Here is a 22,002-nt window from a genome sequence, read left to right on the forward strand (position 1 = left end):
TTTCTTTATTATCCATTTTAAAAATAGAAAAACATATTCACAAGAAAGTTTATCGATTACATTTATTGAAGAGATAGGATGATCATTCATTTTTTATACAGAAAGGACACTGTTTATTTGATTGGTTTGTAAATAAATTTCTTTTTGTTTGCGTGTCAGTTTTTTAAAGGCAGCTTCGGCTTTTAGTGCATCACTGCGTGTAGTAAAGCGTTCCGCGTGGATCATTTGAAGTGGCCGTCGACTTTGGGGATGAGTATATTTTGCGCCAGTACCTGCGTTATGCTGTGTCAGCCGTCGCGTTAAATCGGTAGTATAACCACCATAAAAACTATGGTCTTTGCAGAGTAAAACATAAAAAAAGTGTTCAGTCGCCATAAAGCATCTCCTGTAAGGCGGAAGAGTAGTTTCCTGATTGATCATAAGTATATAATGGAGGAAGAAAACGCAATCCTTCATTTTTTCCGTCTTTAATTCCTTCGATTAATAATACGTTCGCTTCTTTTCCTGGTTTAGGATAAACAAATTGAATTCGCTTTGGTGCGATGCGATGGGCGCGTAAGCAATCGATGATTTCTAAAAAGCGATCCGGCCGGTGGACCAAGGCAAAGCGTCCATTCATTTTCAATAATTTTGCTGCTACATTGACGACATCTTCCAATGTTGCATGGATCTCGTGTCGAGCGATGGCCAAATGCAGATTGGGATTTTTTTTACTAGTCGGCGATTCCTTGAAATAAGGTGGATTGCAAACGACTAGATCGGCTGAATCTGCTTTGAAGTGATCAAAGGTATCTTTTAAATCAAGCTCGTGCATGGTGAGCTGATTTTCTAAATGATTCAATTGGATACTGCGTTTACCCATATCAGCAAGACGCGGCTGCAATTCAATCTGATCGATTTTAGCGGAGGTCTTGCGACTTAAAAAAAGCCCGACAGCACCATTACCGGCACAAAGGTCGATGATTTGTCCGCGCTTTTGGATGTGTGGAAAGTTTGCTAATAAGACCGCATCAATGGAAAAGGAAAAGACTTCTGAGCTTTGGATGATCTGAATATCCTCGGCATAAAGTTGGTCGATTCGTTCACCTTTTCTTAACAATTTCTTTTGCCCCCTTAAAAAAATCATACCGTTGTATTATACTACGTTTAGTTAGGTAACTGAAAGGAAGAAAAAATGTTTTTTAAATTTATCCGAGCCATTGTTCGCATCCTTTTAGCGATCATTAATGGCAATGCACACTATCAAAACAAAGAAAAATTGCCCGAAGGAAATTATATTCTCGTCGCACCTCACCGAACTTGGTGGGATCCGGTCTATATCGCCTTGGCTGCAGCACCGAAACAATTCAGTTTTTTAGCTAAGGCTGAACTGTTTAAAAATCCGATTCTGCGGTTTATCTTAGTCCATTTGAACGCTTTTCCAGTGGATCGCGACAAACCAGGACCAAGTGTAGTAAAACGACCAGTCAAATTATTAAAAGAAACAGATAAAAGTTTGATCATGTTTCCAAGTGGGACTCGCCATTCGTCGGAATTAAAAGGCGGGATGACACTGATTTCACGGTTATCGAAAAAACCAATCGTTCCTTCGGTTTATCAAGGACCAACGAAGTTTTCACATTTGTTCAAACGAACACCGGTGATTGTTCGTTTTGGGGAGCCGATTGATATTTCTGATATCAAAAAAATGGACAAAGATGGTCTAGCAGAAGTTGAAAAACGGGTGCAACAGGCATTTGATCAATTGGACCATGAGATCAATCCTGATTATAACTATCGTTCAAAAGAAAAAAACGCTGATTGATTCAGCGTTTTTTTTCTTTTGAACTTTTGTGATTCAAAAGCAAGATTAGATTTAGCAAAAAAACATCCACCAAGTATATGTTTTTTGTTTATCGGATGAAATGCACGAATCAGCCTACTTTTTTGCTATATGACTCACTTGCTAGGCAGAAAAAAAGCGCAAATCATGGTATACTTTTGGGAAGAACTTAATTAGGAAAAGGGTGGATCGATGAAAGTTTTACATACTGCTGACTGGCATATCGGAAAAAAACTTCATGGCTATGATTTATTGTCAGATCAAGCATACATTCTTGACCAAATATTAAAAATTGCCAAAACAGAGGCGGTAGATGCGATCATGATCGCTGGAGATCTTTATGATCGTTCGGTGCCGTCAGAAGATAGTGTACGATTATTGAATCAAACAATTGCCAAATGGAACCTCACAGAAGGTTTTCCTTTACTAGTGATTTCAGGCAACCATGATAGTGCGACTCGTTTAGCTACGGGAGCGCCGTGGTTTAACCAAACCAATTTTTATCTTCGTACGCGTTTAGAAGATGCTTTTGTTCCAATAGAATTGGAAGATACACAATTTTTTTTATTACCATATTTTGAACCAGTAGATGCTCGTATCTATTTTGAAGATCCCGATTTGCGAACAATTCAAGCGGCTATGCCTAAAGTGATTAAAAAAATACAGGAAAATTTTGCCCCAAATAAAAATCACATTTTAATTAGTCATTTTTTTGTAGCTGGCAGCAGCAAGACTGAATCTGAAACAAAGATTGAAGTTGGTGGATTGGATGGAATCAATGGAGATCTATTGACTGATTTTGATTACGTAGCGTTGGGGCACCTTCATGGAAAAGATGCGTTGAAACTCGCAAATGCACGTTATAGCGGTTCCCCCTTAAAATATTCTTTATCAGAGAAAAATCAGGCAAAAGGGGTCTGGATTGTGGATACAGAGACACAGGATTTTTCTTTTTTTGAATTGACCCCGCTGCATGAGCTAACGGAATTGCAGGCTAGTTTTTCAGAGTTGTTAGATCCTGATTTTTACGAAACAATCAATCGAAAGGATTATTTATCGATTTTATTGGATGATCGTGCAATCATTCCTAATTTAATGAATCAACTGCGTCAAGTCTATCCGCGGATTATCCAAGTTGAACGGACAAATGGCTTTGAGGCAACGGTTGTGACTCGGTTGCAAGACGAGAATATCAAAGAAAAATCACCAATTGCTTTAACAGAAGATTTTTTTACAGCTGTTTCCCAAAGCAATCTGACTATGCAGCAAAAAAATTGGATCGAAACGGGGCTGCATGAGATCTTGCAAAAAGGAGGTGTTCGCTGATGCTTCCTAAAAAAATCATCATGGAAAATTTTGGTCCCTTTCTCCATGAAGAAGTTGATTTTGAAAAAATGTCAGAAGCACCATTGTTTTTGATTAGTGGAAAAACTGGAGCAGGAAAAACGACGATTTTTGATGCAATCACATTCGCTTTATATGGAGATGCATCTGGAGGTGTTCGCTCCTCAAGTGAAATCCGTTCATCTTTTGCTGAACCATCGGAAGAAACGCGGGTTCAATTTCTTTTTGAACATCAAGGAAGAAATTATGCTATTGAGCGTTGGCCGAAACAAACTTTAGCAAAGAAAAATGGGAAAGGTGAAACAACTAAGAATCAAAAAGTTCAGTTGAGCATTTTTGATGATACCGGTCAAGAAGCTGAGGCTTATACTAAAGTAGATGCAGTAAATGAAGTGATTTATCAACTATTACATTTGCAAAAAGATCAATTTCGTCAGATTGTGATGTTGCCGCAAGGGGAATTTCGTACTTTTTTAAATGCGAACAGTACGGAAAAAGAGACAGTTTTACGTAGTTTATTTGGAACCAGTGTCTATCGTAATTTCACGGAATATTTGAAGGATCAAAAAAATGAGCTAGAACAATCGGTCAGCGACTTAACAACGCGGATCGACCAACTATTTCAACAAGTAGTGACTGAAAAAGGTGCTACTTTTGAAGAGTCCTTAAAACATGCACAGACATATTTAGTCGCAGAAGAACAAGCTTTACAAGCAAGTAAAGCGATACTTTCGAAAAAACAACTGGATCAAAAAAATTTATACCAACAGCTGCAACAAGCACAAGCGCTTGCTAAACAGTTTCTTCAACTGAAAGAGACAAAACAGCAGCTTCGACAATTGGAAGAATGCTTGCCAGAACAAGAAAAAAAGAAAGAGCAGTTGGCTTGTGAAAAGAAAGTTGAACAGCTGCGACCGCTTTACGAACGCATACAAGAACTAAGTGTACGGCAAACACAACAACAAAAAGAAGCCGCAGAAAATCAACATCAGTTACTAAAACTAGCGCAGCAATATTCAGATTGTCAAAAACAAGAAGCTGAATTTGAGCAGAGTCGTTCCGATTGGCAGAAACAGGAAAAAGAATTGCAAAGTTTGCAGTCGCTATTGCCGTTAGTTAAGCAACAAGTAGAACTGGAGAAACAACAAACCAAATTACATGAGCAACAAATACACTATCAAACGAAGCTCACTCAAATCAATGCCCAGATAAAAGAGCAAGAGACAGTCCAACATAGATTGGCGACAAAACTAATAGCCGAACAGACGTGGCAAGATCGTCGTTATCAGGAATTACAGCTTCAACAAAAAGTTACCCAATTACACGAATTAGAAAAACAAATTTTTGATCAGCAAGAAGCTGAAGAAGATCAACAGATTAAATTAGCTCAGCAAGTTGAACAAATAAGTCGAATCAGTAATCAATTGACGAGTGAAACTGCTGAGTATAAAAAGCAAAAAAGTCAGTGGGCTTCTGCCGAGATTGCGCGTTTAAGTATGGATCTGTTACCAGGTGAGCCTTGTCCTGTCTGTGGATCAAAAGAACACCCTGAACCAGCACGACATGACCAATCATTAGCTGACGGTCGACAATTACAAACGGCGCTAGAAGCACAAGAAGCCCGTATTAAACAATTAGAGTTGATTCGTGAGCAGACGCAGACTCGCTATGAAGTCGCACTGAAAAACTTTGATCAAACACAAAACGAGCGACTAGTTGCTCAGCAGACATTTACGCAACAGCTGGTTCAACTGCAAGCTATGGTCAAACCAGCCTATCAGTTGGAAATTGCCGCTGAATTAGCGACAATCAGCGACTTTCTTGCAAGTTGCCAAAAAACTACGGCAGATGCCCTGGCTGAGATTGCCGATGCGAAACAAGCAATGGAATCATTGGAAGTAGAACTTGCCAAAGATCAAAACGAAAAAAAAGAGATTGAAACGAATTTGACGGTATTAAAGGATGAGCAGCAACTATTAATCGGTCGTCTGACTAGTATCAAAGAACAGACAGAAAATTGGCAATTAGCACAGTTAGAAAAGCGGATTCAAGAATTGACTCAGGCGTTGGAAGAATATCATGAATCTTTGCGGACACATCAGCTTCTTACAAAAGAAATTGAACAACAGAAAATTCGCCTGCAAGAACAGCAACGAGTTTTAGCAATTCAGCAGCAAGAAACAACTGAGCAGTTACAAAAACAACAGGATGTATTGACAAAAAAACTTACGGAAGCCAACTTAGAACTTGAACGATTAGAAGCTCCTTCCGTTGATCTTTTAGTAATAGAAGAAGAAATTGCAGAATTTGACCAGCAATTTTTGATTTTAACCGATCGTCATAACCAGTTGCAAACGAAGATAGAAAATCAGCAAGAACCAGAAGTGGAGCTTTTCCAACAGCAGTTAGCGGAATGTGAGGCAGCAGTTACTCAATTGCAGCAACAGTATTATGCACAAGAAAATCAACTGCAACAACAGTATAAATTGGTGGACACTATTACAGCGCTCCACGAACAAAGCCAAGAACAACTCGATAAATTAAGTCAGATGATTCAGTTATACCAGACGATGAATGGTGATAATCCACAAAAAATCAGTTTAGAACGTTATGTACTGCAATGGTATTTAGCTGAGGTTTTACAAAGTGCCAATCAGCAACTAAATCAGCTGACCAAAGGCCGTTATCGTTTTGAATTGAAACAAGAAACAGGTCGTTCTAAAGGCAATACCGGATTAGAAATCAATGTTTACGATGACAATGCTGGTGCAAGCCGTAGTTGTCATACGTTATCAGGTGGTGAAAGTTTTATCGCTGCGTTGTCTTTGGCCTTAGGTTTGGCAGAAGTAATCCAAAATCAGGCCGGTGGAGTGGCAATCGAGACACTGTTTATCGATGAAGGATTCGGTTCATTAGACGAAGAAGCATTGGAAATGGCGATGGAAGCTTTAGAAGGGATCGAGAATGCTGGACGCATGATTGGGATTATCAGTCATGTAAGGGAATTAAAAGAACGTATTCCGCAACAAATTATTGTGGAGACTAGCGGAACGGGTCGTAGTAGTATTCGTTATCAGCTAGAAGGATGGAGTGAAACGTAAATGAGATGGAGTATTCCAGAAAAAGTGATTGAACGCGGCAGAACCTATTTAAAAGAGGGCAGAGTTTTATCTGTTGAAGCAGATTTTGCACGCCGGGTTTGGCATGGTGAAGTTTTAGGCAGTGAACTTTATCTGGTTGATTTAGACGGCAGTGGAAAAGAAAATGATATTTGTGCTTGTCCTTATTGGGAAGAACACGGGTATTGCAAACATACAGTCGCAGTTGAGTTGTATCTGCGAGAAAAGGGATTATCACGGGTCATCAAGCCGGAGACAGTACTACCAAAAAAAATGGAGAGCAGTGTTTCTTTTGCAGATTTATTGAACCAAGGTTTTTCACGCTTAGAAAAAGAAGCCGAACCATTGCAAGCGCTATTTGTTGAGTTTGTGGTAGAAGCAATCCCGACAAATCCTTATCATCCCGAGTTGGATGTTTTAGCGGTATCTTTAAGAATAGGCAGTCATTTGAGCAAACGAAGCTATATTGTAAAAAATTTGTATGATTTTTTACATGCCTATCAAACAGATTCGGCCTATAGCGTCAATAAACAATACCGTTTTCAAATTGAGGCAGGAGCCTTTGATCCCAAATGTCGAGATTTGATCGAAGATTTGGTTGGTATCAGTGAGACTTACCAGTTGTTGGGAAAAGCAGGTCTGCAAGTCAAAGGGAAATTAGATAAGCGCTACTTGTTGCTGCCTGTTCATCGAATGCAAGAATTGTTAGAAGCGATGGAAAAAACAGGACAACTGAGTGTCAAATTAGGTGAAAAAACCTATTCCAAGGTTCATGAGGGTCAGGAATTGCCTGTTTCTTTCACCTTAGCCAAACGTGGGGAAAATGATTTTGCTCTTACAATTGAAGATGGCTTCACCAATTATTACAGTAATTATTTCTTAGGATTTGTGGGAAATTCCTATTATTTAATGACACATGAACAACAAGAGACATATATTACATTGAAACAATTGATGAAGCGCTTGAAAGAACCAGTGATTGCTTATGAACAGCGACAACTTTCGCATTTATTTACAGAAGTCTTTCCTTATCTAAGAAAAATCGGTCGAGTCATCATCACAGAAGATGTTGCAGAAATCATGAAAGAAGAACCGTTGCGAGCGATCGTGATTTTTCGTAAAATCAAAGGCATGATCAAAGCAGAAGCAGAATTTCATTATGGAAATGCCTATTTTTCAACCAATGAATCTCATCAACCCAAGCTTCCAAATAATGTTGAGATTTTACGTGATCGAAAAAAAGAAAAAGACATTTTAGATCTTTTCGCAACGTATCGCTATCAAAAAATTGATACTGGATTTGAGAAAAAAATACCGGTCAAAGATAATCTCTACTATTTCTTCAAAGTAGAAGTGGAAGAGTTTAGAAAATATGCTGAGGTTCGTATGGGGAAAAAATTGCGTCAATTATTCTTAGATGGCGACGAATTTCAACCAACGATTGAAGTCGATCAAGAAGGCTCTTGGCTTGATATCAAATTTGATGTCACAGGAATCAATGACAACGAAATAGACCAAGTTTTAAACAGTCTATTACGCAAAGATCGCTTTTATACTTTAGAAAATGGTGAAGTATTGTCGTTTGATTCAGAAGCTTTTCAACAAACGAGTGAGATGATTGGCCAGTTGCGGGAAAAAATCAGTGCAAAAGATGGGCTAATCCGTTTGCCAAAAAGTCAAGGAATCGCATTAGAACAGCGCTTAAAAGAGAATCCTCAAGCACAATTTAGTGAAAGTTTCACTGCGATGGTACAAGATTTGACGCATCCAGAAGAGTATCAAGTGACTTTACCAGATAATCTTCAGGCTACACTGCGCCCTTATCAAGCAGCAGGATTCCGTTGGTTGAAAATGTTAAGCGATTATGGTTTTGGTGGAATCTTGGCTGATGAGATGGGACTTGGTAAAACAATCCAAGTCATCACATTCCTTTTGGCCGAAAAAGCTCAACGTCCAATCAAAGCATTGATTGTGACACCTGCAAGTCTGGTTTATAACTGGCAAGCAGAAATCAAAAAATTTGCGCCAAGTTTGAATTCAATCGTTATTTCTGGCAATCGTGGTGAGCGAGAGCAGCTTCTTCAGGCGGCTGATGAAATCGTGATTACTTCTTATGCAAGTTTACGACAAGATATCTCGCTGCATGAAAGTATGGGATATCAGCATATGATTCTCGATGAAGCACAGATGGTAAAAAATGCTTCGACAAAAACATCGAGTGCTTTACGTAATTTATCGATTCCTCATCGTTTTGCATTAAGCGGTACCCCGATTGAGAATAACTTAGAAGAATTATGGTCATTGTTCCAAACGGTCATGCCAGGATTTTTCCCGCCAATCGGCCGATTTCGTCAATTAGCCGTTTCAGAGATTGCAAAAATGATCCAGCCTTTTGTTTTACGGCGAGATAAAAATACAGTTTTACAAGAATTGCCAGAACGAATCGAATCAAATGTGTTGAGTAGTTTGACAGATGAACAAAAAACGGTGTACTTGGCTTATCTTAAACGCATGCGCCAAGAAGTCGATCAAATGGATTCGGCTACGTTCCGAAAACAACGGGTAAGTATTTTGGCTGGACTTACTCGATTGCGCCAAATCTGTGATGATCCACGCCTATTCATAGAAGGTTATGAAGGCGGATCTGGAAAGTTAGATCAAGTAAAAGATTTGGTTCAAGCAGCAAAAGAAAATGGCCGTCGAGTATTATTGTTCTCGCAATTTACTAGTATGCTTTCACTGATTGAAGAAGAATTTGCAGAAGATGGCATCTCGAGTTTTTATTTGCGAGGAAGCACAAAAGTTTCTGATCGTTTGAAAATGGTCGATGCGTTCAATGTTGGCGAAAAAGATGTTTTCTTGATTTCATTAAAAGCCGGTGGAACTGGGTTGAATTTAACGGGAGCAGATACTGTGATTCTTTATGACCTATGGTGGAACCCCGCAGTGGAAGAACAAGCAGCTGGTCGGGCACACCGAATCGGACAGAAAAAAGTCGTTGAAGTATGGCGAATGATTGCCGAAGGAACGATTGAAGAACGAATGAACCAATTGCAACAAGAAAAACGTGAATTATTCCAAAAAGTTATCCAAGGCAACGAAGAACAAACGAATAAACTGACTGAAGAAGATATCCGAATGATCTTGAGTTTAGGCGAATAAAAAAGTTTGCAGTGCTTAGCGCTGCAAACTTTTTTCATTGGTCAATGCTTTACCCAGGTCTTCAAAACTAGTGATCTCTTCATCATAGATGGCTGTTTGAGCAGTTGAGCGCGCACGTTTTTGGTGATTGAACCACCAAACAGACCAACCAGCAGCTTTTGCGCCTTGTACATCATTGTCAAAACTGTCACCTACGTATAAAAGTGAATCGGCAGTTAAGTTCAATTTATTTTCCATTAAATGAAAAATAGCCGGATCAGGTTTTTGAATTTGTACACCATCAGAGATGATAATATTTTCTTGCTCGATCCAATCGGTTAAGCCTAAGGCATTGATTTTATCTGTTTGCCGATTTACAGGACCGTTGGTAATAATTCCAAGTTTGCCTTTTTGTTTCAAAAACTTTAAGGAAGTCACGATCTCTGCTGGCAATGTGATTGATTGTAATGCATGATCATAAGCTGTTTGAAAGGTATTCAATTCAGAAACGGCTGGAAGAAAATCAAAATCAGCTAATGCCAGCCGAATTCTTTCATACCGCATCTTAGCTAAAGACCATTCACCAGTGATAGATTTTGTGTAATGCAGATCACTGTAATAACGGAAGCTGATAAACAATTCCTTTAGTTTCTCTTGTGGGAAGGATGGAAATAAGGTAGTAATTGCCGCTGTGAAAGGTGCTTGCTGTTCATACAAAGTATCATCTAGATCGAATACAACTCCTTGAATCAATGGACTCACTCCTAATTTTTGAATAGATTTATTATAGCAAAAAAACTTGCTTGCAACGATATCAAAAGAAAAAATCGAAAATCATTATAGCTCGTGTTATGTTATTCAGAGATCAAATGAATGAAAAAAACATGACAACTAACCAATCAAAAATATTCTTATAGAAAAAAATAATGATTGAAACAAGGGAGAGTACGTAAAAAAGTTTGATTCAATTTTTTCTATAACACCCTAGTTTTTTTAGTTTTTTTGGTGATTTGAAAACTGTATCTATTTCTAATAAAAAAATTTGTCAAAAAATTTAGTACAGAAAAATATCTAGGAATATAAAATAAAATAACTTTTTAATCCAAATTATGATATTTTAGGTATTATTTCATTTTAAAATGATTCTAAAGAGAGCTGATTATACAAAGTTTTTAGCGAGCTATTTTTAGTTTTTATAAAATATTAGTGTTTATTTTTGATGGGATAAAAAAATTTTTTTAAAAAAAAAATGAGTAATTTATTGAAAATAAAATAAAAAATGCTACAGTTTCCAACTGTGTTATATTACATCTTTAAATGAGAGTCGAATCACTGTTTTCTCATCTAGATAAATTAGGAGTGTCGTGACAGCATATCTTCGGTTTCTAAAAATTAAATAACGTTAATATTTGTAAAAAAAAAGCGAGCCAACTCTTTTTTTTGTTACCTTTTTTTTGTATAATAGAAACAGATAGCAGGAAGTCGTCATCACCTGTTACAAAAATTGAGAGTCAAGAAAAGGAGTGATATGTATGTTAACGCTATATACTTCCCCTAGTTGTACATCATGTCGGAAAGCACGTGCTTGGCTACAGGAACATGAGATTCCTTATGTTGAACGTAATATCTTTTCTGAGCCATTAAATATTGATGAGTTGAAAGCCATTTTACAAATGACTGAAGATGGAACAGAAGAAATCATTTCAACACGTTCAAAGGTTTTCCAAAAGTTGAACATGGATTTAGATGATTTGTCACTAAAAGAATTATTGGATTTAGTTAAAGAAAATCCTGGATTGTTGCGTCGTCCGATTATGATAGATGAGAAACGTTTGCAAGTTGGTTTCAATGAAGATGAAATTCGTCGATTCTTACCACGTGACGTTCGTCAATATGAATTACGTCAGGCCCAATTGATGGCTGGATTATAAAAAGGCAATGCCCCGACTTCACGGGGCATTTTTTTGTTCCTGTATTTTAAGAAAATGATTCGGATAGTTTTGAAGTTATCCATGAAAAAATCAAGGAGTAGAAAAACTGTCCAAAAGAGGATTTAAAGGATTTATAGCACTTATTGTATTCGATGGATGTTTTTGTTTATAGATTTTAATAAAATCCAACGGCTTTCTTTACTTTTAAACGGAATCAGTTACAATGAACATATAATCTATCTTTAAAGTGAGGTGTGCCAAAATGGAGATGGAACACATCAATGAGAATACGATCCGAGTGATTATTGAAAATGAAGATCTAGCTGAACGCGGAATTACTTTCTTAGACTTACTAGGAAATCATCGTGAGATCGAATCTTTCTTTTATAGTATCTTAGAAGAAGTCGATATTGAAGATGAATTCAAAAGCAGCGAGGCAGTTACTTTCCAAGTACTTCCTAAAAATGATGGGTTGGAACTGTTTATCAGTAAAAATCTGACACCTGAAGATCTCAACAAGATGAATGATTCTACCGAGTTTGAATCAAGTGATTTTGATCAATTGATTCGCCAGCAAATTTTAGCTAACTCTGAAAGTCTGGAAGAAGACGGAAAAAACAACCGTTTGCGAGTTTTTCAGTTAGGGAGTTTTGAGGATATGATCGAATTAGCAAGCTATCACTTTTTAGATGAAGCCTGGTGTGATTTATATCTGCTAAATGAGACATATTATTTACAAGTCTATTTTGATCCTGAAACTTTTGGAGATCATGCACTTTCTGATGTTACGGCAGAAATCTTAGAATATGCGCAAGATTCTACCGTATCGACGGAGATGTTGGAAGAGTATGGGAAACTTTTGATGAAACAAGATGCGATCGAAACGACTCGTTCTTATTTCAATTAAAGACTGTTGATTAAAATAAGTAGAAATTAGTTTCTGGTTTGTGTTCAAGGATTGTGGCTATTTAGTCACAATCTTTTTTTTTTGGCAAATAATTGCGTATCTTTTTTTGAGGTGAAGAAGATGTTGTTTGCTTATACAGAAGAAAAGAAGATGGTCTCCGCTGCTGAAACTACAAATAAAAGCTGTTTTTGTCCTGATTGCGGAAGCTTAGTAATCCGTAAAGCTGGAAAAATAAAGATCCCGCATTTTGCTCATGCGACTAGCACTAAGTGTCTTGGATTAAGTGAAGGAGAGACATTTGAGCATTTGCAATTGAAACAACTTTTCTTTAAATGGGGCAATCATTTTGAAACCGGTTGGAAAATGGAAGCCCCTTTGATTGACTTAAATCAGCGACCGGATTTGCTTTTTGGAAAATTAGCTGTAGAAATTCAATGTTCAGCGATAAATGGACGGCGTTTAGCTCAACGAATGACAGGTTATCGTCAAAAAGAGTATCAAAATTGGTGGTTACTAGGAGAACAATTATGGACAACGGGCAGATTTACTCAGTTACAGCGACAATTTTGTGCCTTTGATCAAGCAAAGGGGATTCATTTGTGGTTGTTAGAAAAAAATCAAATTCGTCTGCGCTATCATATTTGTGAAGAGCCTCAGCTCATTTACCGTGAGATTTGTTGGCCTAGCTACACGCAATCGTTGCAGGAAATTTTTCAATCTACCGTTTTTGAACGGCCGCTCCCACTTTTTCCTACTATCGAAAATAGAAATAAGTGGAAACAGACTTTGAGTATGAAATTAGTTCAAAATCATCCACAGATTCGTCGCTTGCAACAATACTTTTACCAAGAGCGATGGCATCTTTTGTATTTACCCGATTGGCTGTATTTTCCTAGTCGGTATTATTTTTTTTATCAAGAAGATCTTTTAGTATTTCGTTACTTGTTTCAAAAAGAAGCCAAGAATGCTCCGCTCATTTTTCGAAAATTTTTGAACTATCGTACTGAAAACCAAAGAGAATGGATCTTCCATCAAATCGATCAGCAGGAAATTTTAGAAAGACTATATCTTGAGGCAATTTTTTTGTCAAAGAAAGGCTAAAGTTTCAACGAACCGATAAGCTTTTAAAAATACTTTTTGCCAAATTGTGGTAAGATTGGAATTAATAATAGGGTACGGATAATTATATGTAGTTATGTGAGAAAGTATCCGTATCAAAGTGATGTGTTCGAGCATCTTGAAAAACGAATTAGGAGTGTTTTTATGAGTGAAGCAAAACAATTACCCAAACGCCAGGAAGTACCGGTTGAACTTACTTGGGATTTAACTAAAATCTTTGCAGATGATGCTGCATTTGAAGCAAAATTCCAAGACTTGTCAAAAGAATTAGAAGAAGTTGCTACGGTCAAAGGCAGTTTGAATAAAGGCGCTGGAGAATTTTTAACAGCGATCGAATATATCTTGGATATTTATCGTAAGGCAGAAGTTATTTATGTTTATGCCCATTTAAAAAATGATGAAGATACTGCTGATACAGTCAATCAGGCACTTTATGCGCGGGCATCCAGTTTGATTGCGCAAGTCAGTGAAGCAGTCAGTTGGTTCGAGCCAGAGATGCTGCAGCTTTCTGATCAAAAGATCAAAGAATTCTTTGAAACAGAACCTAAATTAGAAATATATCGTCATTTTGTTGAACAGATTATTGCGGAAAGAGCACATATTTTACCCGCAGAACAAGAAGCTTTACTAGCAGGAGCTAGCGAGATTTTTGGAAGTTCAGCAGATACATTTTCTGTCATGAACAATGCCGATCTAATATTTCCAATCGTGAAAAATGAAGCAGGCGAAGAGGTTCAGTTGACCCACGGTGTTTATGGTCAATTATTAGAAAGTACGGATCGAACTGTTCGTAAACAAGCATTTAGTGCTTTATATAAGGTCTATCATCAATTTCGTCATACATTTGCTTCAACATTAAGTACGCACATCAAAGGACACAATTACAAGGCGAAGGTGCGAGGCTACAAATCAGCTCGTGAAGCTGCGTTAAGCAGCAATCATATCCCAGAAGATGTCTACGAGACATTGACGTTAGTGGTCAATCAATATCTACCGCTGCTACATCGTTATGTTGAGTTGCGCAAAGAATTGCTCGGGGTGGAAGAACTTCATATGTATGATCTATATACACCGCTTCTAGCAGAAGCACCAATGAAATTTACTTACGAGGAAGCACAAGAAAAAGTTCTAGCCGCTTTGAAACCACTTGGTGAGGAATACTTGGAAGTCGTGAAAAAAGCTTTTGATGAACGTTGGATCGATGTTGTTGAAAATCAAGGAAAGCGCAGTGGTGCGTATTCTTCTGGTGCCTATGACACGCAACCGTATATTTTATTGAATTGGCATGATCGTTTGGATGAACTTTACACCTTAGTTCACGAGATGGGCCACAGCGTCCACAGTTATTTCACTCGGCATACCCAACCATATGTCTATGGGGATTATTCGATTTTCTTAGCTGAGATCGCCTCTACTACAAATGAGAATCTTTTGACGAGTTATTTACTAGAAACAGAAAAAGATCCTAAAGTCCAAGTGTATATCATCAATCATTATTTGGATGGCTTTAAAGGAACGATTTTCCGTCAAACACAATTTGCAGAATTTGAACATTTTATTCATACAGAAGATGCTGCTGGTAAGCCATTGACAAGTGAACACTTGAGTGAGTTCTACAGTGAATTAAATGCAAAATATTATGGTCCGATCGTAATAAATGATGAAGAGATCAAAGACGAGTGGTCAAGGATCCCGCATTTTTATTATAATTATTATGTCTATCAATATGCGACGGGATTTTCAGCAGCGAGCGCGTTGGCTAAAAAAATCGTTGAAGGCGAACCAGATGCCTTAGAAAAATACTTAGACTACTTAAAATCAGGTAGTAGTGATTATCCAATCGAAGTGATGAAAAAAGCTGGTGTTGATATGACACAGCCAACTTATATTGAAGATGCAATGGAAATTTTTGCTCGTCGCTTAGATGAATTAGAGGAATTAGTAGAGACATTAAAAAATTAAAAGATTAAAAGATTAAAGAGCAGAAGGAATTCCTTCTGCTCTTTTTGTAAACTATATCGCTTGATAAGTATATACCTAGCATTTTTATTAAATAAGTGATAAAGGATGATCAAACTCAGAATGACAGATTGCGGCATTTTGAGTTTGTGATTCTAAAAAAGCAATCAAGGCTTCTTTAGTATTGTATGTATCTAAAATATGGTGAATTGTATCGCATCCTTCAATGAGAATCCCTGAATGACATCCTTCACTGTAATTGTAGATGACTGTCGATGGATGAGAGGTGATTTTCATTTCATGAGCGATTTGCTGGTCTGTTAAGAAAGCCTCTTGGACAAAGTCTGAGTGGCGATCTTCTAAGAACATCTCTAAGTCGCCGCCAACTTTAGTGAAAAGTTGGATCGCTAGTTTTTTTGAATAGGGCTGTTTTTGTTCGCCAACTGCTTTTTGCAGTTCGATTAAAAAGTCGCGGCCACGTTTTTTTCCTTGAAGATGTGCAGCTTTGACATCTAATGCAGCTGAATGAATCTCTTGTGATAATGCCGTGCGCAAGTGAATATCTTTTTCAGAGGCACCAAGCCGGGTCATAAATTCTGAAATTGTTTGTAGATTCATAATCGGGATTAAACGTAGTTGGATCTTCATATCATAGGTCTTAATCAAATCGATAATTCTTCGCTCGATCGACAAACATTTTTTTCCAATTGGATTAACAAATAAATAAATCTCAATCATTGGAATCCCTCCGTTTTTTATCCCGACTCTGTCGTGCAGCTACAGCACGGACAATTTTATTTTGTGTTTTACGATAAGGCAGATGCATTTTTTTCAAAAATTCTTTGAAGTTTACTTCAACATAAGCAGCATCAGAAACTTCTAATTCTAGTTCAAAATCATGGTGATCACCATACCAGCTTTTATCCAAGGCAAGTTTTCCTTCAGCAATCGAAAATTCAGACCTTTTTGTGGTTAGTTCTCCAATCAAATGTAATTCATGCAAGGAAATGCCTAAATCTTGAAGTTTTGTGTGAATCTCTGTTGCCTCAGAAGGGAATTGCTCTTTTTGCAATGCTCGCTGGGCATCAGTGAGGGTAAGCGTATCGGTGATTTCTAACAGCCCAATAGTTTGAGGCACCTTTAAAGTTGCCTCGGCTTTGGTAGAAAAACGGCGAATTCTCAATCCCATTCCGTGCTGTTTTAGTTGAAAATCTCCAGTATCAAAATAGAGATTTGTTTGGACCACAAACGAATCATCAGTGATTGCGTAATGATGCAACAATTGTTGATACTCATCGTTTGTCAGCATACTTTTAAATTCGATTTCAATCTCTTTACTCAAACTTATTTTACTCCTGATCTCTAAAAACTTCTAATATTAGGTATCCTCACATAAAACTAGGGAGACAGTCAAACAATTAGAATTGAATCGATAAAAATGTTAGCGTTTTGTAATATTTGTTAAGAGACAAAAATATGACATTTTTTTCTATTGAAATGAAAGTTTATGATAAGATAAGTAAGGAATGGAAATAGAAGCGGGGGATATATAATGGAGAGAGACTGGGATACATTTCTTGCGCCTTATGAATTGGCAGTAGCTGAATTAAAAATAAAATTACGCGGATTACGCAAACAATACCGTACGAGTGGCGGCCATGTCCCGATTGAATTTGTGACTGGTCGTGTCAAACCAGTAGAAAGTATTATCAATAAGGCTGGTCTGCGCGGGATTCCATTGAACCGTTTGGAAGATGAGATGTCTGATATGGCAGGGATGCGGATCATGTGTCAATTTGTAGAGGATATTCCCTTAGTCGTGGAAATCTTACGGCGACGAAACGATATGAAAATTATTCAAGAACGTGATTACATCACGAATCGAAAGGCCAGCGGGTATCGTTCATATCATTTGGTGATCGAATACCCCGTTCAAATGTTAGAAGGAGAGAAAAAACTTTTAGCAGAAATCCAAATTCGAACATTGTCGATGAACTTTTGGGCAACGATCGAGCATTCAATGAATTATAAATATAAGGGACAAATTCCTGAAGACATCCAAAGACGTTTATTTCGAGCCGCTGAAGCAGCGTATCAATTAGATGAAGAAATGTCTAGTATCCGTGATGAGATTCAAGAAGCACAACATATGTTCAATCGTAAGGAACCAAAGAAAGAAGTGGGGCAGCATGAGTCTAAGGATCGGAATCATCCATAATCAAGAAGAAAAATCAATTCGGGTGTTACAACGTTTACGAAAATTACTAGCAGAAAAAGATGATTTAACAATTGTTGACCGCGATCCAGAACTAATAATCACGATCGGTGGAGATGGAACATTGCTGTCAGCATTTCACCGATACAATCACCGATTGAATGAGGTTCGTTTTTTAGGAGTTCATACGGGCCACTTAGGATTTTATACTGATTGGCGGGATTATGAGTTATCTGAACTAGTCAATAGCTTGAGTGAGGAGCAAGGAAAAAGTGTCAGCTATCCACTTTTAGATGTTGTCTTGACTACAAGAGATGGAGAAAAGAGACATTTTTTAGCATTGAATGAATCGACTATCCGTAAAGGCAGTCGTACAATGGTAGCAGATGTTTATATTAAAGAAGAATTGTTCGAACGTTTTCGTGGAGATGGTCTAGCGATTTCCACACCAACAGGGTCAACCGCGTATAATAAAAGTGTTGGTGGTGCGGTAGTACATCCAAGCATCAATGCGATGCAGTTAGCAGAGATTGCTTCTTTGAATAATCGTGTTTTCCGAACATTGGGTTCACCAAGTATTATTGGTCCTCATGAATGGATTGATGTTCGCTTAAAAAGTAATGAGGAACATTTGATTACGATCGATCAACTTGATATTATTCGAAAAGATATTACATCGATCAAATATAAAATTGCCGACGAACGGATTCATTTTGCGTCATATCGGCATATGCATTTTTGGTATCGGGTAAAAGATGCCTTTATTCGAGAGGATTAACTTTTGTGGAATTCAAATGGACTTATCAAGAGCAGGATCAGCTGCTCGTACGAACCTTTTTAAAACGTCAAGGCATCTCAAAAAAATTACTCGCTAAAATTAAATTTCATGGTGGGAAGATTTTAGTAAATGGGACGGAACAAAACGTCTTGTTTTCTTTAAATGCCCATGATATTGTAACTGTTGTGATTCCAGACGAAGAGGCGCATGAAACATTGTTAGCAGATAATGTTCCTATCGAAATCGTGTTTGAAGATAAACATGTATTAGTGATTAATAAACCAGCGGGAATTGCCTCTATCCCGGCACAATATCATCCGCGTGGAACGATGGCTAACCGTGTCAAAGCCTATTATGTAGCACAAGAGTATCCGAATCAAGTTGTCCATGTCGTGACCCGTTTGGATCGCGATACTTCTGGTCTGATGCTGTTTGCTAAACATGGTTTTGCTCATGCGAAGCTAGATCAAAGCTTGCAAAAAAAGCAATTTATCAAAAAATATCAAGCACTCGTAGCTGGTGATGTCGAAACGTTGCAGCAGCACGGGAATATTTCCCTGCCGATTGGTCGAGACTTATCTTCTTTACTGAAACGCCAAATAGTTGAAACTGGTCAACAAGCTGAGACTGAATATTGGTTAGAAAAACGTAATCTGATTTGTGCTTTAGTCGATGTCCAATTACACACGGGTCGCACTCATCAGATTCGGGTACATTTTTCAGCAATCGGTTGTCCTTTGTTAGGTGATGATCTTTATGACGGCGCGATGAATCTAGGAATCGAACGCCAAGCGTTGCATTGCTATTCGCTGACATTCCCACATCCTTTCACTGGAGAAGAGTTGTCATTTAAACTACCCTTGGCTGCGGATATGAAAGAAATTGCAGATACATTATAAAAAAATTTATTTTAAAAACTTTGTAAAACAAAGTGTTTTGTACGCAAAATAATTGATTAAAACGAGTGAGGTGAGATTGATGGATGAGAACCAAGAAGAGCTAGAAAGACATTTCCAACAATTACGGGAGGAACTAGATCAGAACGAACTGCAGTCATTTCGTGATCATTTTTTGGAAATGCATTTTTATGATCAAGGACAATTTTATCAATCTCTAAATCAAAAAGAACGACAACTGATGTATTCGTATTTATCGCCTAAAGAATTGGCGGACATGTTTGATGTGATTGAAGAAGACGACGACTATGTGGATGAATATTTAAATGAGATGCGCCCACAATATGCCGCGGACATGTTGTCTGAGATGTATACGGATAATGCAGTGGATTTGTTAAATGAACTAGATAAAAAACCAGTGGCAAAATATTTGAGTTTGATGGATTCTGAGCATGCCAATGAAATCCGTGATTTGCTTCATTATGAAGACGATACGGCGGGCTCTTTGATGACAACAGAGTTTGTCTCGATTGTTGCCAATCAAACCGTCCGCTCTGCCATGTACGTCTTAAAAAAAGAAGCTCAAATTGCGGAAACTATTTATTATACGTATGTAGTAAATGATGACAATCAATTAGTCGGGGTCATCTCTTTGCGTGATTTGATCATCAATGAAGATGATGCGATGGTCTCGGAAATAATGAGTGAACGGGTCATTTCAGTTCATGTTGGAGATGATCAAGAAGATGTTGCACAAACATTTCGTGATTATGATTTCCTTGCCTTGCCGGTAACAGACTATGAAGATCATTTATTGGGAATCGTAACTGTCGATGATATCATTGACGTAATTGATGATGAAGCAGCAAGTGACTACTCTGGTTTGGCCGGTGTCAATGTGGATGAAGTTGATGAGAATCCTGTCAAGGCAGCTTCAAGAAGATTGCCTTGGCTGATTACTTTGCTGTTTTTAGGGATGACCACAGCGACGTTAATCAACCATTATGAAGCGCTTGTCAGTAAAGCAAGTATTTTAGCCGTTTTTATTTCACTGATTACAGGGACTGCCGGAAATGCAGGAACCCAATCTTTGGCGGTCGCAGTGCGGCGTTTAGCGATTTCAGATGACAATGAAAAAAATTTTGGCAAGTTGGTTCTAGGAGAAATCTTAACAGGATTAGTCACTGGTTTAGTGACAGGAATAACAATCTTTGTCATTGTCGGTATTTGGAAACATAATTTTGTTTTAGGTTTCGTCATCGGAGCAGCGATGATGGCCGCTATTACGGTGGCAACTTTAGCCGGCAGCTGGATTCCGATGGTGATGGAACGTTTGGGCTTTGATCCAGCAGTTGCCAGCGGGCCGTTTATCACCACCTTGAGTGATCTTACCAGTGTATTGATTTATTTCAATATCGCTAGTCTCTTTATGGAACGTTTTATTGGACATTAATTGATGAATGAAAAAGACATATGCTGAAAGTAGTGAAAAATTTTGAAAAAAGCTTATGCCATTATTATCCGTAATGGGTTGATCTTATTAGTTCGGCGACCAGGAATGCCTATTTGGGATTTACCTGGAGGCGACCTTCTTTCAAATGAAAAAGAACGTGATGGAATGCGGCGTTTAATCAAAGAAATGCTTTCTTTTGAGAGTACAGTCGAGGATTTAATCGGTATTTATACAAAAGAGTATCACGAAGAGATCACGTATGTTTATAAAGTACAAGAAACAGTCTCGCAAAGCCCGATGGAATCGCAAGATTATGCGGCATTTAATTTTTTTGATATCCATAATCTACCGTTGAATATTTTTCCTGATCGACATCGTCAAATCAGGGATTATTTAACAGGACGCTATCCAGTACGGTGGCGATTTAAAAGAAATACTTGGCTTGTTCGGATTGAAAAATTTATCAATAAACGAAAAAAATAAGGGTCGTGACACAATAGTCACGACCCTTTCACTGTAGCTTAATCAAGCTTGTTATTCAGCAACAATTTTTGTGCCGTGAAGTTCATTTACTCCTAAAATTGCTGCGATTTCCTCCGCGTTGTTTGCGGTGATTCCTCCACCAGGTAAGATGATGATTCGGCCGGCTGCATAGTCCACCAATTCTTTTAGATGAGGAAGATTTTCATCGATTGTAGTCGATGCTGGTCCGCCATGGGTTAAGATACGATCAATCCCGAGTTGAGCAAACCAATCAATGGTTTTGAACTGTTCTTTTTTAGTAAGTTTATCAAAGGCCATATGGAAAGTCGTCATCAAGCCTGCGCTATTGCCTAGTAACATTTCTAGCGCTTCTTCATCAACTTCATTTTCTTTGGTCAAACAACCAAAAACAACGCCGTCAGTCCCAGCATTTTTAGCATGAATCAAATCATTTTCCATGATTTTTAATTCCATGTCATTGTAGACAAAATCACCGCTACGTGGCCGGATCATAGTCATAACAGGGATATGTTTCTCACCTGCCAAAGCCAACGTTTCTTCGATTACGCCTAAACTAGGTGTTGTTCCACCAACGGCTAAGTTATCACACAATTCAATCCGACCAGCACCAGCTTGGATTGCTTTTGAAATATCTGTATAGTTTTCAGCACAAAATTCTTTAATCAAGGGTTCGTCCTCCAGTTTATGAAAAGATGCTCAAAATAGTTTTGATCAAATAACTTATAAGGCCACTGCCAACAAAAATACTAATTGAAGAAAAGAGGTTTTTGTTAGAAAAAAGCCAACTTTGACAAAAACCGTTTCTGCTAGATTT

General features: G+C 37.9%; 19 protein-coding genes. 13 read left to right on the forward strand and 6 right to left on the reverse strand.

The features are described from left to right. Positions 1-93 precede the first annotated feature (93 nt). Together P7D84_RS02555 and P7D84_RS02560 are read right to left on the reverse strand one after the other, a co-directional pair. The gene (locus P7D84_RS02555) at positions 94-375 is read right to left on the reverse strand and encodes a GIY-YIG nuclease family protein (protein WP_137603837.1); all 282 of its coding nucleotides are present in this window, start codon (positions 373-375) and stop codon (positions 94-96) included. Then, positions 365-1,099: a tRNA1(Val) (adenine(37)-N6)-methyltransferase gene (locus P7D84_RS02560; RefSeq protein ID WP_311804896.1), complete on the reverse strand. Its 735-nt coding sequence runs from the start codon at positions 1,097-1,099 to the stop codon at positions 365-367. The genes P7D84_RS02555 and P7D84_RS02560 overlap by 11 nt, the downstream gene beginning before the upstream one ends. Before the next feature lie 75 nt (positions 1,100-1,174). On the opposite strand from P7D84_RS02560, the gene P7D84_RS02565 reads away from it, so the two are divergent. The 4 genes from P7D84_RS02565 (at position 1,175) to P7D84_RS02580 (ending at position 9,447) form a co-directional block, all read left to right on the forward strand. After that, a complete protein-coding gene (locus tag P7D84_RS02565; RefSeq protein ID WP_311804897.1) occupies positions 1,175-1,804 on the forward strand; it encodes a lysophospholipid acyltransferase family protein in 630 nt (209 codons plus the stop codon). A gap of 210 nt (positions 1,805-2,014) precedes the next feature. Then, positions 2,015-3,148 carry an exonuclease SbcCD subunit D gene (locus tag P7D84_RS02570; protein ID WP_311804898.1) on the forward strand — a complete coding sequence of 378 codons (1,134 nt, stop codon included), beginning with the start codon at positions 2,015-2,017 and terminating at the stop codon, positions 3,146-3,148. Next, on the forward strand, positions 3,148-6,267 hold the full coding sequence (locus P7D84_RS02575; RefSeq protein ID WP_311804899.1) for an AAA family ATPase: 3,120 nt from the start codon (positions 3,148-3,150) through the stop codon (positions 6,265-6,267). Before P7D84_RS02570 ends, P7D84_RS02575 begins: the two co-directional genes overlap by 1 nt. Next, on the forward strand, positions 6,268-9,447 hold the full coding sequence (locus P7D84_RS02580; protein ID WP_311804900.1) for an SNF2 helicase associated domain-containing protein: 3,180 nt from the start codon (positions 6,268-6,270) through the stop codon (positions 9,445-9,447). It abuts the gene before it with no gap. A 15-nt stretch (positions 9,448-9,462) separates the two neighbouring features. On the opposite strand, the gene P7D84_RS02585 is transcribed toward P7D84_RS02580, so the two are convergent. Continuing rightward, complete coding sequence (locus tag P7D84_RS02585; protein WP_137603831.1) at positions 9,463-10,179, reverse strand: HAD family hydrolase; 717 nt, start codon at positions 10,177-10,179, stop codon at positions 9,463-9,465. A 779-nt stretch (positions 10,180-10,958) separates the two neighbouring features. Between P7D84_RS02585 and spxA the strand changes: the two genes are divergently transcribed. From spxA to pepF, 4 genes are all read left to right on the forward strand, one after another. After that, the gene (gene spxA, locus P7D84_RS02590) at positions 10,959-11,357 is read left to right on the forward strand and encodes a transcriptional regulator SpxA (protein WP_137603830.1); all 399 of its coding nucleotides are present in this window, start codon (positions 10,959-10,961) and stop codon (positions 11,355-11,357) included. Between the two features lie 262 nt (positions 11,358-11,619). After that, complete coding sequence (locus P7D84_RS02595) at positions 11,620-12,264, forward strand: adaptor protein MecA (protein WP_137603829.1); 645 nt, start codon at positions 11,620-11,622, stop codon at positions 12,262-12,264. A gap of 120 nt (positions 12,265-12,384) precedes the next feature. After that, complete coding sequence (locus P7D84_RS02600; RefSeq protein WP_311804901.1) at positions 12,385-13,365, forward strand: competence protein CoiA; 981 nt, start codon at positions 12,385-12,387, stop codon at positions 13,363-13,365. Between the two features lie 162 nt (positions 13,366-13,527). Beyond that, entirely contained in the window at positions 13,528-15,345 is a 1,818-nt protein-coding gene (gene pepF, locus P7D84_RS02605) for an oligoendopeptidase F (RefSeq protein ID WP_137603828.1), read from the forward strand. Positions 15,346-15,432: 87 nt separating this feature from the next. Here the strand turns inward: pepF and P7D84_RS02610 are convergent, their stop codons facing one another. Together P7D84_RS02610 and P7D84_RS02615 are read right to left on the reverse strand one after the other, a co-directional pair. After that, complete coding sequence (locus P7D84_RS02610; RefSeq protein ID WP_311804902.1) at positions 15,433-16,080, reverse strand: DsbA family protein; 648 nt, start codon at positions 16,078-16,080, stop codon at positions 15,433-15,435. Continuing rightward, positions 16,073-16,684 (reverse strand): CYTH domain-containing protein, encoded by a 612-nt coding sequence (locus P7D84_RS02615; protein ID WP_311804903.1) that lies wholly within the window; start codon positions 16,682-16,684, stop codon positions 16,073-16,075. Before P7D84_RS02615 ends, P7D84_RS02610 begins: the two co-directional genes overlap by 8 nt. A gap of 210 nt (positions 16,685-16,894) precedes the next feature. Here P7D84_RS02615 and yjbM point away from each other — a divergent pair, with 210 nt between their 5' ends. From yjbM to P7D84_RS02640, 5 genes are all read left to right on the forward strand, one after another. After that, on the forward strand, positions 16,895-17,560 hold the full coding sequence (gene yjbM / locus P7D84_RS02620) for a GTP diphosphokinase (RefSeq protein ID WP_137603825.1): 666 nt from the start codon (positions 16,895-16,897) through the stop codon (positions 17,558-17,560). After that, complete coding sequence (locus tag P7D84_RS02625) at positions 17,532-18,335, forward strand: NAD kinase (protein ID WP_311804904.1); 804 nt, start codon at positions 17,532-17,534, stop codon at positions 18,333-18,335. The genes yjbM and P7D84_RS02625 overlap by 29 nt, the downstream gene beginning before the upstream one ends. 5 nt (positions 18,336-18,340) lie before the next feature. After that, positions 18,341-19,234, forward strand: coding sequence for an RluA family pseudouridine synthase (locus tag P7D84_RS02630; protein WP_311804905.1), 894 nt, complete (start codon positions 18,341-18,343; stop codon positions 19,232-19,234). 79 nt (positions 19,235-19,313) lie between these two features. After that, complete coding sequence (gene mgtE, locus P7D84_RS02635; RefSeq protein ID WP_137603822.1) at positions 19,314-20,684, forward strand: magnesium transporter; 1,371 nt, start codon at positions 19,314-19,316, stop codon at positions 20,682-20,684. 42 nt (positions 20,685-20,726) lie between these two features. After that, positions 20,727-21,167: an NUDIX hydrolase gene (locus P7D84_RS02640; protein ID WP_137603821.1), complete on the forward strand. Its 441-nt coding sequence runs from the start codon at positions 20,727-20,729 to the stop codon at positions 21,165-21,167. 51 nt (positions 21,168-21,218) lie between these two features. Here the strand turns inward: P7D84_RS02640 and P7D84_RS02645 are convergent, their stop codons facing one another. Beyond that, on the reverse strand, positions 21,219-21,854 hold the full coding sequence (locus tag P7D84_RS02645; protein WP_311804906.1) for a copper homeostasis protein CutC: 636 nt from the start codon (positions 21,852-21,854) through the stop codon (positions 21,219-21,221). Positions 21,855-22,002 lie beyond the last annotated feature (148 nt).

The organism is Enterococcus dongliensis (assembly GCF_031927985.1).
In the GTDB taxonomy this organism is placed as follows: Bacteria; Bacillota; Bacilli; order Lactobacillales; family Enterococcaceae; genus Enterococcus_A; species Enterococcus_A dongliensis.